Origin of the sequence: Methylomonas sp. Kb3 (assembly GCF_002834115.1) — a bacterium.
Classification (GTDB): domain Bacteria; phylum Pseudomonadota; class Gammaproteobacteria; order Methylococcales; family Methylomonadaceae; genus Methylomonas; species Methylomonas defluvii.
The window spans coordinates 1-14,313 of sequence record NZ_PIZT01000007.1 but is presented as its reverse complement, the minus strand read 5'-3'; the positions used below and the strand labels follow the sequence as shown (position 1 = coordinate 14,313).

The following is a 14,313-nucleotide window of genomic DNA, read 5'->3' as shown; positions in this document are numbered from 1 at the left end:
GCCCCGTTGGAACGCTGGTAACGGCTTTCTACTTCCGTTTCCCAGCGCGGCAATAACATCCGAAAATGCCTGATTTTTGCAGAATGACCGGTTTCAGTCTCACTGGACCTTACGCAACGGCTATTAACCACACTTCTAAATAAGCTCGCTCCCGTAAAGCCGGGAGCCCAGTTGCTAAATTGGATTCCCGCTTATGCGGGAATGACGGCCAACGGAAATATAAGAGCCAGGTTAAAAATAGCCTCTTCGAAAAACCCGTTTTTCGTCGCTCCTGATCCACAGCAACCCACCAGTAGCAAATTTTTCCGGCAACCTGAAAAAATTATTTGTTCTACATTTGTTTTCATTGTATGCTTTTACAAAACAAATGCAGAACAAATATGACACTTACCCGTAAGCAACAAGAAATTTTCGACTTCCTGCTACAAAATCAGGAGCTATTCAGTCATCCGCCGACACTGGAAGAATTGTGCGTGGCGATGGGTTTGAAATCGCGCGGTTCATTGCACAGCCAGATCAAGGCACTGATCGACGCCAATTTGATTGAAGCACCGGAGCGCAAGCAACGCGGCATTCGCCTGACCGAACACGCCAAATCGCTGGTCAACAAAACCGTGGCATCCGGCATGCTGCCTTTTGTCGGCACCATAGCCGCCGGCAGACCGATAGAAGCCATCGAAAACATTTCTTATATGGCTGTGCCGGAAGAATTGAAAACCGAGAACCCTTGTTATGTCCTGAAAGTAAAGGGTGATTCGATGCAGGAAGAAGGCATCTTCGACGGCGACTGGGTCATCATCGAACAACGCAGCCATGCCCGTAACGGCGAAATCGTCGTTGCATTGGTTGAAAAAGCCGAAGCGACTTTGAAATTTATCGAGCAGTACCCACACGAAACCCTGCTAATCCCCGCCAATTCCTCGATGCAGACCATGCGTTACCGGCCCGAGCAATTGGAAATACAAGGGGTATTAGTCGGACAAATGCGTAGCTATACCAACCACCACTAGGAGGAGATTATGCTTCATCAATCCGTTCATATGCGCGATCAAAAAGCCAATCAAACAGCCATGCTGAACAGAGCGGACCGACAGGCCGCCATCAACATGATCGAGGAAATTACGCTGGTTGTGGTGCTGTGGGGCGTGTTTTTACTGGCTACCGGCTGATGTTAGTAACCCTAACCTGCTTGGCATGGTCACCTGGCATCCGGCACTATGTATAAACTGAGTTTTTATGTGCCGGTCAGCCATGCCGAACAGCTAAAACAAGCGTTGTTCGAGCAAGGCGCCGGGCGTATCGGCGATTACGACAGTTGTGCCTGGCAAGTGCTGGGCGAGGGCCAATTCCGGCCTCTCGCCGGTAGCCACCCTTATCTGGGCAGTATCGGTGAAATTCAGCAGGTCGCCGAATATAAGATAGAAATGGTCTGCGCCGATGATTTAATTAAAACGGTGGTGCAAACCTTGCTGGCTTGCCATCCTTATCAGCAGCCAGCCTACGAGGTTTATAAGATCCTCAGCGTCGCAGACTTATCCTAGCCTGTTCAAAACGGCTTTAAGCTCTATGAACAAGCTGATTCCATGGGGAATACGATAGCTGGTCCAAACGAAATCTATCGATTGCCACTCGCTTGCAAAATGGCCCATCGTCCGTTTTTATGTTTTGATAGCCCCATCATTCCCACAATAGGAAATCCAGTTTTTTGAATTTCCCGGCTTCCCGCTTTCGTTGTAACGACAAAGCAAAGATGTTTGGGACATTCGTTGGAATTTCCTTAATGTCCCTCACTTTCCTCATCCCCCTCTTTCTTGGTGATTTCTTCCAAAGCAAGACTGCCAGCCAAAGAACTGGGCTTTTTGGTCGCCGACCCCAAACCTTCGCTCAAATTGATTTTCAGTTTTAAATTGTTCGGCGAATCCGAGTTGCGCAAGGCCTCTTCCAAGGTGATCACCCCGCCTTTGTAGAGCTTGAGTAAATGGCTGTCAAAAGTCTGCATGCCGATATTTTCGGATTTTTCCATCGCTTCCTTAATGGCGTGAATATCGCCTTTATGGATCAAATCGCTGACCAATTTAGTACCCAGCAAAATTTCGATAGCCGCCACCCGCTTACCTTCCACGGTGGGTACCAGGCGTTGGGAAATAAACGCTTGCAGATTCAAGGACAAGTCCATCAACAACTGCGGACGGCGCTCTTCCGGGAAAAAGTTGATGATCCGGTCCAAGGCCTGATTGGCGTTATTGGCGTGTAACGTGGACAAGCACAAATGCCCGGTTTCGGCAAAAGCCAAAGCGTGTTCCATGGTCTCCTGACTGCGAATTTCGCCGATCAGAATCACATCCGGCGCCTGCCGCAAAGTGTTTTTCAATGCATCCTCATAACTGAGGGTATCGACACCGACTTCGCGTTGATTGACCAAGGATTTTTTATGCGGATGCACAAACTCGATAGGATCTTCGATGGTAATGATATGCCCGGATGAGTTGCTATTGCGATAATCTATCAAGGCCGCCAAGGACGTCGATTTACCGGAACCGGTGCCGCCAACGAACAAAATCAGCCCGCGCTTTTCCATGATTTTATCTTTGAGGATTTGCGGCAAGCCCAAGGCGTCGGCACTGGGAATATCGACCTTGATGTTGCGAATTACCAAGGCATGGCAATTGCGCTGTTTAAAAATATTCACCCGAAACCGTCCGATTCCTTCTTCGGTGATCGCCAGATTCATTTCCGGCACCTGTTCGAAGGCGGCGCGTTGCTCGGCGTCCATGATACCGTCAGCAATTTCCTTGATGCGTTCACGGCTAAGTTTGACGTTTTCCAACGGTTTTAAGCTGCCTTGGAACTTGGCCGCCGGTGGAGCGCCCGCCGTCAGGTAAAGGTCCGAACCATCGTGTTGGACGAGGATTTTTAGATAGTCTTTAAATTCCATGCGGGCGGCTCTCGAATTGATAATGCCCAAAGTGTAGGCCAATCCGCCCACAAGTGAAGCCGGGACGCTATTCGCTCGCTTACCCAAAAATGTCTGTTAATTTCTTCGCCGAAAAATGTCGTAGCTCGTTTATGCTTGCCTTCCCAAACCATTACTAATTCGTCGAGATGCCAAACCGCCGACTCAACTTGAGTAATTTTGCCCATGAAACCGACTTGCTTTACGGGATCATAGACAGCATTAAAGAAGCCGTCATTGTTTTCGACACGACGTACACAATCGTCTGCGTCAACCGCGCCGCTGAACTTATGCTGGGGATTGGCTCAACAGCCGATTGGGAGAATCGACATTACCTGTTTACCGCCGACGGCAACACGCCTTTTCCCGTTGCGCTTTTACCGTGTTTCCAGCCTGTTGACCCAGGCATGACGGAAGAGGCTATCGAATTAATTGTAAAGCGCGCAGACGGCAGCGCAGTCCGCGTCAACGTTAGCGGTCGAGGCCTAGCAGACCGACATGGCACTATATCGGCGTGGTTAACGATACTTTCGGACATTCCGGTGCCCAATAACCCGGAGAAACATGCCGAAATTTTAGACTACCAACATAACTTGGGCTCCGTCCTCAACCATATGCCGGCGATGATCGGCTACTGGGACAAAAATCTTATCAACAAATTTGGCAACAAAGCCTATGAAGAATGGTTCGGCTTTACTTCGGAAAACTTGCTCGGCAAACATATTCGCGAAGTCATCGGCGATCATCTATACACGTTGAATAAGCCGTTTATCGATGCCGTTCTGAAAGGAGAACCGCAGTATTTTGAGCGTACCATCGTCAATTTCGCGGGGGCAACTCGCCATACGCAAGCCGCCTATTTGCCGGATGGCGCAGCAGGTCAAGTGAAAGGATTTTTCGTCTTGGTGACCGACATTACCGCATTGAAGTCTGCACAAAAACGGGTTAGCGAATCGGAAGCCCGTCTGCGTGCCATGTACGATAGCTTACCGTTCTTGGCCTGGATGAAGGACAGAAACGGGAAATATATTCAAGCCAACAAACATTGGCTAAACGCCGTGGGCATCGACCATCTGCACGATTCAAAAGATGTGACTGATTTCGATATCTGGCCGGAAGGCCTGGCCGAGCATTACCGCGCGGTTGACCAAGAAGTGATGCTGACTCGGCAACAAATATCGCTGACCGAGAGAGCCTTCGACGCTGGACGGGAAACCTGGACCGAAACGATCAAAGCCCCCATCGTCGACGATAAAGACGATGTGCTGGGCACCATCGGTCTGGCACGCGATATAACCGAAAGCCGTAGCGCGGAGGAGCGACTCCGCAATTACAACGAACGCTTGAGCTTGGCCACCAAAGCCGCCGCAATCGGCATTTGCGAGTGGGATCTGGCGTTGGGCGTCGGCGATTGGGATGAACGCATGTACGAAATGTTCGGCATTCCTGTGGGAACGCCCATAGACTACCAAATCTGGTCTGCCTTGGTGGTGGTTGAAGACTTACCGCGCACCGAAGCCACCCTACGCAAGCTGATTCGAGACCAGCAGGAAAAGCATTGGGAATTTAGGATTCGCCGGCAAAGCGACGGCGCCTTACGCTTCATTCAGGCTTCAGCCATCATAGCCGGCGATCCCAAGAGCGGCGGGCAAAAAATCGTGGGGGTTAACAGAGATGTCAGCAATTTTAAGTTGATCGAAAATGCCTTGCGCGAAAGCGAAGCGCATCTGGCTCACGCCCAAGCCCAGGCGCATTTGGGCAGTTGGTCATTAAACCTTAGAGAGCATTCTCTGAAATGGTCTGACGAAAATTACCGCATTTTCGGTATGCCTTTGGGCACACCGATAAGCTACGAGCGCTTCTTGAAATGTGTGCATCCGGCTGACCGACATTACGTACGCCACGCCTGGGAAGCGGCCATGCGTGGCGCGCCTTACGACATCCAACACCGTATCGTGGCGAACGGTAAAATAAAATGGCTGAGGGAACGCGCCGATCTGGTATTTGCCGGGGATGGCAGTTTCGTGCGCGGCATAGGCACATCGCAGGACATCACCGAGCTGAAAATAATAGAAAAAGACCTGGAATCGTCCCGCTTGCAATTACGGCAACTGGCCGCTCGTCGGGAAAAGGCCCGTGAAGAAGAACGCAAGCACATGGCCCGTGAAGTTCACGACGAGCTGGGACAAATGTTGACTGCCCTGCGCATGGAAATGTCGCTGCTACGCATGAAATTCGCCATCAACAACCGGGAGCTGGCCGAACAAATCCGCAACATTATGGAGTTACTGGACCAAACCATCCAGGTTACCCGCGACGTGGCAACCTCCCTACGTCCCTCGGCGATAGAAATGGGAATCGTGCCGGCTTTGGAGTGGCTGGTAAGGAAATTCGCGGAACAATCCGGGATTCAGTGCGATCTGTTGTATCCGGAAGATGATTTCGATATGGACGAGGAATGCGCAATCGTGATTTTTCGCATCGCCCAAGAATCGCTGACCAATGTGCTGCGGCATGCGGCAGCCAGCAAGGTAAAAATTGCCGTCAATTTGGATAAGGACCACTATTGCCTGAAAATTGACGATAATGGTCGTGGTTTCGACACCCATGCGCCCACTAAGACCAAGTCTTTTGGCCTGATCGGCATACGTGAACGCTCCTTGATGTTGGGCGGAGAAACCAGTATTTCCAGTGCCCCGGGCCAAGGTACCTCTATCCAGGTACGTATCCCGGCTAACCCTAAAAGACCAGAACTATGATCCGATTAATTATTGCCGACGACCATGCCATTGTGCGGGGCGGTCTGAAACAACTATTCGCACTCTCCACCGATATTACCGTCGTCGGCGAAGCCGAAAATAGCCAGCAACTGTTGAGTTTTCTCGATGAAAACGCCGTTGATCTGGTGCTACTGGATCTGACCATGCCCGATCTTGGCGGCGTGGAGATGATCAGCCGGATTCGCAGCCAATATCCGGCATTGCCCATCCTGATTTTGAGTATGCACAACGAATTGCAAATCGTCTCGCGTGCATTAAAAACCGGTGCGAATGGCTATCTAACCAAGGATAACGACCCGGAAACCTTACTGACAGCCATCCGCCGAGTCGCCGGTGACGGCCGATTTATCGACCCTAAACTCGCCGAAAAAATGGTATTTGAATTCGAGAGCTCCGAGCCAAGCAAACCGCATGAAAAACTATCCGAACGCGAGTTTCAAATCTTGCAGTTACTGGCTAAAGGCCAAAGCCTGAACGACATCGGCAGGGACCTGGCAATCAGCAACAAGACTGTCAGTACATACAAAGCCCGGCTGTTTGAAAAATTGCACATCAGCAATAACGCCGAATTGATCCGCTACTATGATGCACACCGCCTGAACATGTAGTCCTATGCCCGCATAAGCCGGAAATAGCCTACAAAAAATTACATTTTTACCTGCCTGAAATTTCGGATTAACTGATATTCAGCCGCTCTACATTTAAATATGATGCAGGCTCCAGAATTTTGAATGCATCGGGGTTCATCTATGCAAGTATCGGTAACAGGTGAATGGTTTGAGGTGACTATCCGTAACACGTTGGAGTTTGCAAAATGCCATGAATTACTGGCGTCGTGCAAGGCTCACACCAAAGTCAATACGCGCGCCGGCGCCAGGATAACACTCGAGAATATCCCTACATTCAATATGTGCGGCATCGCCACCATCTCGCTAATCTGCGATTGGATGCAGGCCGGCGTCGAGCTGAATCTGCAAGGCTGTGGCGGCGACGTACATCAGATTTTCGATACCGGCATATTCGATAAATACTTCAGCAAACACACCCCCTACATTCGCACCACCCACCATGTGCCAGGAGCGCACAAAGCCGCGTTTAGCCAAGGATTGCCCGATACGCAAAACCCGCCCACGGTTACGTCCGGACCAAACCGTGCTGGAAAATTAGCGTGAAAACACCATTTTTCGACTTTTTCAGTGCGGGCGGACTGATGCCGCACGGGTTTTGCCTAAAGTGGACGCCCGGCCTGCTGTGGTCGTATGTGATTTCCGATGCCTTAATCGCTCTGGCCTATTTCGCGATTGCCGTCATTCTGGCTTATGTCGTATCACAGCGCCGAGACCTGAAATTTCGCGGCATCTATTTGATGTTCAGCTCATTTATTCTGGCCTGCGGGGCATCGCACTTGATGTCCATCTTCCTGATCTGGCAACCCTTGTATTGGTTGGATACCGCCATAAAAGCCTTGACGGCGACCATCTCCCTGGCAGCGGCAATATTGCTGGTCAAATTAGTACCGCATGCATTGAAACTACCGAGCAATCGGCAACTGGCAGCCGAAATTGCCGTGCGCACGCAGGCGCAACAGGATCTACAGGAAAGCGAAAGCAAGCTAAAAGCCCTCAGCCAGCAACTCATCAGCCTGATAGAAGCCATTCCCGACGCTATTCTGTTCAAAGACGGCGACGGCCGCTTGTTATTCGCCAATGAGCACGCGCAACAGTTATTCCGATTTGACGGTATGGATTGGCAGGGCAAGACCTATCTGGAACTGGCCGATCAACAGCCGGACACACTGGACAAGCATATAAAACTATTTTCGGATGAAGAAGCGGTATGGAAGGCCGGACACTTGATCATGTTCGAAGATCATATTCTCAACGACGAGGGCCGCTTGATCGAAATAGAGGTACGCAAAACGCCGATTTACCAAGAAAACGGCCAACGCAAAGGCATGGTGGTGATTAGCCGGGACATCAGCAACATCCGCTGGGCGGAGAGCCAATTGCGCATCGCCGAGCGCGCTATCGAGTCTCAGGAAGGGATCATGATTACCGATGAAAATAATATCATCCTGCGCGTCAACAACGCCTTCACCCGGCTGACCGGCTATCAGCCGGACGAAGTCATCGGCAACAAACCCTCGATTTTAAAATCCGGCCGCCACGGCCAAGAGTTTTACCGGGAAATGTGGGCCGCTCTGAAGCGCGAAAAATTCTGGCAAGGCGAGGTGTGGGACAGGCGTAAAAACGGCGACGTGTACCCGAAGTGGCTGACAATCAGCGTAGTAACCGGCGCGGACGGCCACACTTGCAACTACGTGGCGGCCTTTACCGACATTAGCCAGCACAAGGAAGCGCAAGCCGCCATTCACCGCCTGGCTTATTACGACCCGCTCACCGACCTGCCCAATCGCCGCCTGTTGCAAGACCGGCTACAGCAAGCCTTACACAATAGCCGTTGCGTGGGCAAACATGGCGCGGTGTTGATGATTGATGTCGATAATTTCAAAACGATTAACGATACCCAGGGCCACCAAATCGGCGATCAGCTACTAATAGAAATTGCCTCGCGCCTAAAGTCCTGCGTCCGTCAAGGCGATACCGTTGCCCGGCTGGGCGGCGACGAATTTATCGTGCTGCTGGAAAATCTGGGCAGCGCGCAAGCCGAGGCAACCGCGAATGCCGAAGACGTTGCACACAAAATATTGTGCGCCATCAATACCGGCATGTTGTTAAACGGTAAGGAACATCTCGGCTCCATCAGTATCGGCATTGCCATATTCGACGAACACAACAACTCGTTCGACGACACGCTGAGGCGCGCCGACGCGGCGCTGTACCAGGCCAAGGATGCCGGCCGCAACACGCTGCGCTTCTTCGATCCACAGATGCAGGCCTTATTGGAATCGCGCGTACTGCTGGAGTTCGATTTACGCCATGCCCAGGCCCAAGATCAGCTAAGCCTGCATTACCAACCCCAGGTCGATAAAAACGCCCAGATTTTTGGCGCAGAAGTGCTATTACGCTGGAAACATCCGCAAAAAGGCATGATTTCGCCGGCCGAGTTTATCCCGCTAGCCGAAGAATCCGGCTTGATTCTGCCCATCGGCGAATGGGTGTTGCAATGCGCCTGCGAGCAACTCAAGGCCTGGGAACAGAATCCGCTCACCCAGCATTTACAGCTTGCCGTCAATGTAAGCGCCAGACAGTTCCGTCAAGCCGATTTCGTCGAATCGATCTGCCGAATTCTTAACAACTCGGGCGCCAACTCGGCAAAACTCAAACTGGAATTGACCGAAAGCATGGTATTGCACGATGTCGAAGATGCCATCGAAAAAATGCAAACGCTGAAATCATTGGGCGTACGTTTTTCGATGGACGACTTCGGCACCGGATATTCCTCACTGAGTTATCTAAAGAAGTTGCCGCTTAGCCAACTCAAAATCGATCAAAGCTTTGTGCGCGACCTTATCGTTGATCCTAACGATGCGGTCATTGCCCAAACCATTATCGGCATGGGCCACAACCTGGGCCTGAATGTGATTGCGGAAGGGGTGGAAACCCAGGATCAACGCATCTGCCTGGAGCGTATAGGCTGCGATGCCTTTCAAGGCTACCTGTTCGGCAAACCCATGCCCTTACCTGAATTCGAACGTGTAATACACAGCTTGAACCGGGCGATTCGACCGGAAAACATCCGCAACGGCAGCTAAATGGCCGTCATTTTAAGCCCTCATTGATTTTCTACACGACTTGGCGACATGGCATGTTTGATCATCCATCTGCCGTTTCACTCACTCTTATAACAATAAATTTAACGGGGGAAATCTTATGTTCTTAATGAACTGGCATTCGGTGGGAGTCAAAGTGGTAGCAATAACCACGGGCATACTCTTCGTCCTGAGCTTGGGCTTGTTGTTGATGTTTGCCAACATCGAAAAACAAAAACTGATAGACCGCAAGATTGAATCGTCCCGACAATTGCTGCTGCTTTCCGAATCGATTCGTGACAATGTAGCCAAAAATTGGGAAAGCGGCCTTTATTCGCCGGAGTACCTCCGGCAGTTGGTGCAAGGCAAGGATGAAGCCAGCCGCCGGTCGTTGATTATCGCGACCGTCCCCACCGCCAATGCCTGGGACGTGATAGAAGCCAAAGCCAAGGAAGGCGGTTTTCGTTTTAAAGCGCCGGCACTGAATCCGCGCAATCCGCCCAGAAACATGCCGGACCAACTGGAACAACAGGTTTTGGACAAATTCAAAAAAGACCCGGCGCTAACCGAATACAGCATGGTCGACGAAGAGAAACAAGAAATTCGCTATTTCAGACCGGTGAAAATGACCAAACAATGCGAGCTTTGTCACGGCGACCCGCAAACCTCGCAAGCCTTATGGGGCAACGGCAAGGGCCAGGATTTACTCGGTTATGCCATGGAAAACCGCCGGACCGGCGACTTGCACGGCGCATTCGAAATCATCACTCCCTTCAGCAACGCCTTTAGCGAGTTAAAACAAACCGTGTTTTATGCTGTCGGCTTTTTGGGGTTGACGCTTTTAATCATCGGTATCACCGGTTATCTGGTGATGAGCAAAATCATCATCGGCCCACTGACTGCATTGGCGCTGAACCTGCAAGCCATTTGCAGCGGAGACGGCGATTTGCGCGCCAGGCTCAGCGCGTCGGGTAAATCCGAGTTTGCCTGGGTGGCCTCCAGTTTTAATGCCTTCGTGAAGAAAATCGCCAAAACCGTTGAAGAAATCAGCGTGACCAGCGACCGACTGGCTCAGGCCGCCAACAAACTGGCAACCATCACCCAATCCACCCAACAAGGCGTAGAGCGGCAATTGCAAGAAACCACGCTGGTGGCCAATGCGATGAAACAAATGACATCGACTGTACAAGAGGTTGCCAAAAACGCGGTCAAAGCATCCGAAGCCGCCGAAAATGCGGACCGGGAAGCCACGTCAGGCAAAAATATCGTCACGCAAGCAGTTGGCGGTATTAACGAATTAGCCACCGAAGTGGAAAATGCCGCCAATGTGATTCACGATCTGGAAACCGACAGCAACAGCATAGGCGAAGTATTAAGCGTGATTCAGGGCATCGCCGAGCAAACCAATTTATTGGCGTTGAATGCAGCCATTGAAGCGGCCCGCGCCGGCGAGCAAGGCCGCGGCTTTGCAGTGGTGGCGGATGAAGTCCGCACCTTGGCCAGCCGCACGCAAAACTCGACGCTGGAAATCCGCCAAACCATAGAAAGGTTGCAAGGCCGGGCGAAACAAGCGGTTTCGGTGATGGAAAACGGCAGAAAACGCGCCGCCTCCAGTGTTGAGCAAGCCGCTTCGGCAGGTGATTCGATCAATACCATCAGCGAGAGAATATTTACCATCAACGACATGAATAATCAGATCGCCACCGCCGCAGAGCAACAGACAGCGGTCGCGGAAGAAATTAACCGTAATGTCAGCAATATCAGCTATGTGTCCCAGGAAACCTCCAGCGGCGCCAAACATACCGCCGATGCCTGCCATGAGTTGCTTGAGCTGGCCAATCAATTACGCCAGACGGTTGGCCATTTTAGAATTTAAAGCCATCGCTTCGCCGGCCGTCAGCGGCCGGCGAATCACCGACCCACCAAGGCAAACCCCTGATTTTTTGGTGGATTTTCCCGCCGAAAGTTGCCCAATTAATTGTTTGCCCACGTCGCTGACGGCCGCATATTGCTGAAATCCACAGTATAATGCGGCGTTTTTCCTGCTAGACATATGAGTTATGAGTCAACAAAGAAAAGCGGTGGCGCTGATTTCCGGCGGTCTGGACTCCATGCTGGCTACCCAAGCCATCCTTGAGCAAGGTATCCACGTCGAGGGCATCAATTTTTTCACCGGCTTTTGCGTGGAAGGCCACACCCATGCGATACGCAAGCAAGACGCCGACAAGGTCAAGCGCAACAACTCGCTGTGGGTGGCCGAGCAGTTGGGTATCAAACTGCATATCATCGATGTTATCGAAGAATACAAAAACGTCCTTCTAAACCCCAAGCACGGTTACGGTGCCAACCTAAACCCTTGCCTGGATTGCAAGATTTTCATGGTCAACAAGGCCAAACAGTGGATGGTGGAAAACGGCTTCGATTTCATCATCACCGGCGAAGTGGTCGGCCAACGCCCCATGTCGCAGCGCAAACAAACCATGCCTATTGTCGCCGCTCAATCGGGTGCCGACGATTTATTGGTCAGGCCTTTATCAGCGCAAAATTTGCCTGCCACCTTACCGGAGCGCGAAGGCTGGATCAGCCGGGAAAAACTATTCGGCTTTAGCGGTCGGTCACGCAAACCGCAGATGACGTTGGCTAAAGAGTATGGTTTTACCGACTATGCCCAACCGGCCGGCGGCTGCTGTTTTTTGACCGACGAAGCTTATTCTTTAAAGTTGGTCGATCTATGGAAGGCGCGCGGCGAACGCGATTACGATCTGGACGATGTGATGCTGCTGAAAGTGGGTAGGCATATTCGCCCCAAACCGCATTTTAAAGTCATCATTGCTCGCGAGGACGGCGAGGCCCGTTTCATGAGCGGTTATAAAAAAGAGTTTGTCAGTATGAACTGCGCCAGCCATCGCGGCCCGCTAGCCTTAATCGACGGCACGCCCAGCGAAGATGACCTGATTCAAGCCGCGCAGATTACCGCGCGCTACGGCCAGGGCCGCGAAGCCGAGCAGGTGGAAGTGACCATCCGCGACCGGGAAGGCAACGAACGCAATGTGTTCGTTAAGCCTTTGCTCGCCGACGACATTCCACAGGAGTGGTTCGTATGAGTGAACATGTTTTGAACGCCCGCCGCTTGCTCTGCCCCTTGCCGGTGATCCGCACTCAGGACAAGGTCAAGACCTTGCAAGCCGGCGACGTGCTGACTGTGGAATGTACCGATCCGGGCGTGATGCAGGATATTCCGGCTTGGTGTCGGATTAATGGGCATAAGGTTTTGGACACTCGTACGGGTGATGGGGAGTATGTGATTGTTTTGGAAGTGGGCTGAGTTGATTGGTTGTGTCGCTGTCGCGACGGGTTGATTTGATGTCGGTTTCACGAAAAACGTCCTTGTTTTTCGCCCTTCGGGTGCTAACGCATGCAAATCGGCTATCCTGCCGATTTGTCGGCCCGACAGCCGAGTAACTTTTCTTTGTTTGGCCAAAGAAAAGTCACCAAAAGAAACGCCACCCGGACGCCGCTTTGATCCTGCGCGCCGAAGCTTTCGACGGGGATCGACAGAAGGGGCTTCCTGCCCCTCTGTCGATGTACGGCATCCATGCCGCACCCCTACGGGCTATTCCCGCCGAAAACCCCGGTGCTCGGCGCGGCATACGGGAGGAAAACCGTCGCGCTAGCAACAAACGGTTTTACAGAAATCATTTAATCACTTTTTAGGCAAAACAATATGTCGGGAACCAATTTCATATTCACCGGAGAAATCATAGAAAGTGGCACGGTAATCGTGCAAGGGGCTTTAGCTGTCTTTGTAACTGAATATGAGATTTCGCTGAGCAAACACACTGCTGGAATGCATCGTGGAAAGACGCTTATTGTTGCGCCGTTTAGTCCCAAAATGTTTTGGAGCCCAGCCTTGGAAAACGGATATCAAATCAACATGCAAGGAAGTTCGCTTGGAGGTTATTCCAATGGTCCTTTAGGTCATCCCGGCGATGGCGAGTTTGAAATTTACACGGTCCTTACGGCCTCCATTTCTGGTAAGTATCGCAAGGAAGGACTAGATATTGAAATTGAAGTAAATACAAGTCGTGGCAGAGAGGTTTGCTACATCGCAAAGGAAACATCGGAAGAAAAACTACAGCCACTAAACGTAAGGGCCAAATTTCTTGTACCCAAGGATAAATTAAAAGAGTTTTTAGGGTTCAATGACAGCAATGGCAAGTATTTTATGGACCAATTTGATGCTATTAACTAACTCTTCGTTGCATTACGCTATCGCCAATGCACCCTACGGGGAATAGTCAACAGGCTTTGGAACATTCATTACTTGCTAAATTCCGGGATGGTTTTGTCCCGTATGCCGCGCCGAGCACCGGAGCTTTTGAACGGATCAACGCGGTAAGTTGCAATCCGTAGGGCGTCAATAGGCGAAGCCGTATTGCGCCGCATGTTGGCATTCGACTATTCGGTGCATTACGCTATCGCTAACGCACCCTACGAGGCTTAAATAAAAGGCTTTGGGGCATGAATTACTTGCCAAATTCTGGGATGGTTTTTCCCGTATGCCGCGCCGAGCACCGGAGCTTTTGAGCGGAACAACGCGGTAAGGTGCAATCCGTAGGGCGTCAATAGGCGAAGCCGTATTGCGCCGAATGTTGATCTTCGATTATTCGGTGCATTACGCTATCGCTAATGCACCCTACGAGGGATAAACAAAACTCTTTGGTTTGCACTAAATTCCGAGCCCAGTAGAGTGGGCACGGCTGTTTGTGCCCACGCAGATTTATGGTTATCGATTTAACACGGTGGGCAAAAAAGCGTTGCCCACCCTTGTATGATGAATTTTAACAACCGATAGCCCAGAAAAACCG

General features: G+C 51.3%; 12 protein-coding genes. 11 read left to right on the top strand and 1 reads right to left on the bottom strand.

What is annotated here, in order from left to right; translation table 11 throughout:
* Positions 1-380 precede the first annotated feature (380 nt).
* Genes lexA through CWO84_RS05455 form a run of 3 tightly spaced genes read left to right on the top strand, consistent with a single transcriptional unit; the run spans position 381 to position 1,541 of the window.
* The gene (gene lexA / locus CWO84_RS05460) at positions 381-1,010 is read left to right on the top strand and encodes a transcriptional repressor LexA (RefSeq protein WP_033155856.1); all 630 of its coding nucleotides are present in this window, start codon (positions 381-383) and stop codon (positions 1,008-1,010) included.
* A gap of 9 nt (positions 1,011-1,019) precedes the next feature.
* Positions 1,020-1,169 (top strand): hypothetical protein, encoded by a 150-nt coding sequence (locus CWO84_RS24320; RefSeq protein ID WP_165385910.1) that lies wholly within the window; start codon positions 1,020-1,022, stop codon positions 1,167-1,169.
* Positions 1,170-1,217: 48 nt separating this feature from the next.
* Positions 1,218-1,541: an NGG1p interacting factor 3 protein, NIF3 gene (locus CWO84_RS05455; RefSeq protein ID WP_026602326.1), complete on the top strand. Its 324-nt coding sequence runs from the start codon at positions 1,218-1,220 to the stop codon at positions 1,539-1,541.
* 236 nt (positions 1,542-1,777) lie between these two features.
* Here the strand turns inward: CWO84_RS05455 and CWO84_RS05450 are convergent, their stop codons facing one another.
* Positions 1,778-2,935, bottom strand: a complete 1,158-nt coding sequence (locus CWO84_RS05450; RefSeq protein ID WP_033156117.1) for a PilT/PilU family type 4a pilus ATPase — start codon at positions 2,933-2,935, stop codon at positions 1,778-1,780.
* 167 nt (positions 2,936-3,102) lie between these two features.
* Between CWO84_RS05450 and CWO84_RS05445 the strand changes: the two genes are divergently transcribed.
* The 8 genes from CWO84_RS05445 to CWO84_RS05410 all read left to right on the top strand — a co-directional run bounded on the left by CWO84_RS05445 (position 3,103) and on the right by CWO84_RS05410 (position 13,697).
* Positions 3,103-5,712, top strand: coding sequence for a PAS domain S-box protein (locus tag CWO84_RS05445; protein WP_101051992.1), 2,610 nt, complete (start codon positions 3,103-3,105; stop codon positions 5,710-5,712).
* Positions 5,709-6,341 (top strand): response regulator transcription factor, encoded by a 633-nt coding sequence (locus CWO84_RS05440; RefSeq protein WP_101051991.1) that lies wholly within the window; start codon positions 5,709-5,711, stop codon positions 6,339-6,341. Before CWO84_RS05445 ends, CWO84_RS05440 begins: the two co-directional genes overlap by 4 nt.
* 141 nt (positions 6,342-6,482) lie before the next feature.
* Positions 6,483-6,905: a hypothetical protein gene (locus CWO84_RS24125; protein WP_129871332.1), complete on the top strand. Its 423-nt coding sequence runs from the start codon at positions 6,483-6,485 to the stop codon at positions 6,903-6,905.
* The gene (locus CWO84_RS05430) at positions 6,902-9,448 is read left to right on the top strand and encodes a GGDEF and EAL domain-containing protein (RefSeq protein ID WP_101051990.1); all 2,547 of its coding nucleotides are present in this window, start codon (positions 6,902-6,904) and stop codon (positions 9,446-9,448) included. Before CWO84_RS24125 ends, CWO84_RS05430 begins: the two co-directional genes overlap by 4 nt.
* A 118-nt stretch (positions 9,449-9,566) precedes the next feature.
* Positions 9,567-11,321 (top strand): methyl-accepting chemotaxis protein, encoded by a 1,755-nt coding sequence (locus tag CWO84_RS05425; RefSeq protein ID WP_033155853.1) that lies wholly within the window; start codon positions 9,567-9,569, stop codon positions 11,319-11,321.
* Between the two features lie 184 nt (positions 11,322-11,505).
* Positions 11,506-12,549: a tRNA (5-methylaminomethyl-2-thiouridylate)-methyltransferase gene (locus CWO84_RS05420; RefSeq protein ID WP_033155852.1), complete on the top strand. Its 1,044-nt coding sequence runs from the start codon at positions 11,506-11,508 to the stop codon at positions 12,547-12,549.
* Entirely contained in the window at positions 12,546-12,770 is a 225-nt protein-coding gene (locus CWO84_RS05415) for a sulfurtransferase TusA family protein (RefSeq protein WP_101051989.1), read from the top strand. The genes CWO84_RS05420 and CWO84_RS05415 overlap by 4 nt, the downstream gene beginning before the upstream one ends.
* A gap of 399 nt (positions 12,771-13,169) precedes the next feature.
* Positions 13,170-13,697, top strand: a complete 528-nt coding sequence (locus CWO84_RS05410) for a hypothetical protein (protein ID WP_101051988.1) — start codon at positions 13,170-13,172, stop codon at positions 13,695-13,697.
* The last annotated feature ends 616 nt before the right edge of the window (positions 13,698-14,313 follow it).

Excerpts from the sequence above, each read along its gene's own strand:
- lexA (WP_033155856.1), top strand. The coding sequence starts at position 381 with ATGACACTTACCCGTAAGCAACAAGAAATTTTCGACTTCCTGCTACAA.
- CWO84_RS24125 (WP_129871332.1), top strand. The coding sequence starts at position 6,483 with ATGCAAGTATCGGTAACAGGTGAATGGTTTGAGGTGACTATCCGTAAC.
- CWO84_RS05440 (WP_101051991.1), top strand. The coding sequence starts at position 5,709 with ATGATCCGATTAATTATTGCCGACGACCATGCCATTGTGCGGGGCGGT.
- CWO84_RS05425 (WP_033155853.1), top strand. The coding sequence starts at position 9,567 with ATGTTCTTAATGAACTGGCATTCGGTGGGAGTCAAAGTGGTAGCAATA.
- CWO84_RS24320 (WP_165385910.1), top strand. The coding sequence starts at position 1,020 with ATGCTTCATCAATCCGTTCATATGCGCGATCAAAAAGCCAATCAAACA.
- CWO84_RS05445 (WP_101051992.1), top strand. The coding sequence starts at position 3,103 with ATGCCAAACCGCCGACTCAACTTGAGTAATTTTGCCCATGAAACCGAC.
- CWO84_RS05420 (WP_033155852.1), top strand. The coding sequence starts at position 11,506 with ATGAGTCAACAAAGAAAAGCGGTGGCGCTGATTTCCGGCGGTCTGGAC.
- CWO84_RS05450 (WP_033156117.1), bottom strand. The coding sequence starts at position 2,935 with ATGGAATTTAAAGACTATCTAAAAATCCTCGTCCAACACGATGGTTCG.
- CWO84_RS05410 (WP_101051988.1), top strand. The coding sequence starts at position 13,170 with ATGTCGGGAACCAATTTCATATTCACCGGAGAAATCATAGAAAGTGGC.
- CWO84_RS05415 (WP_101051989.1), top strand. The coding sequence starts at position 12,546 with ATGAGTGAACATGTTTTGAACGCCCGCCGCTTGCTCTGCCCCTTGCCG.
- CWO84_RS05455 (WP_026602326.1), top strand. The coding sequence starts at position 1,218 with ATGTATAAACTGAGTTTTTATGTGCCGGTCAGCCATGCCGAACAGCTA.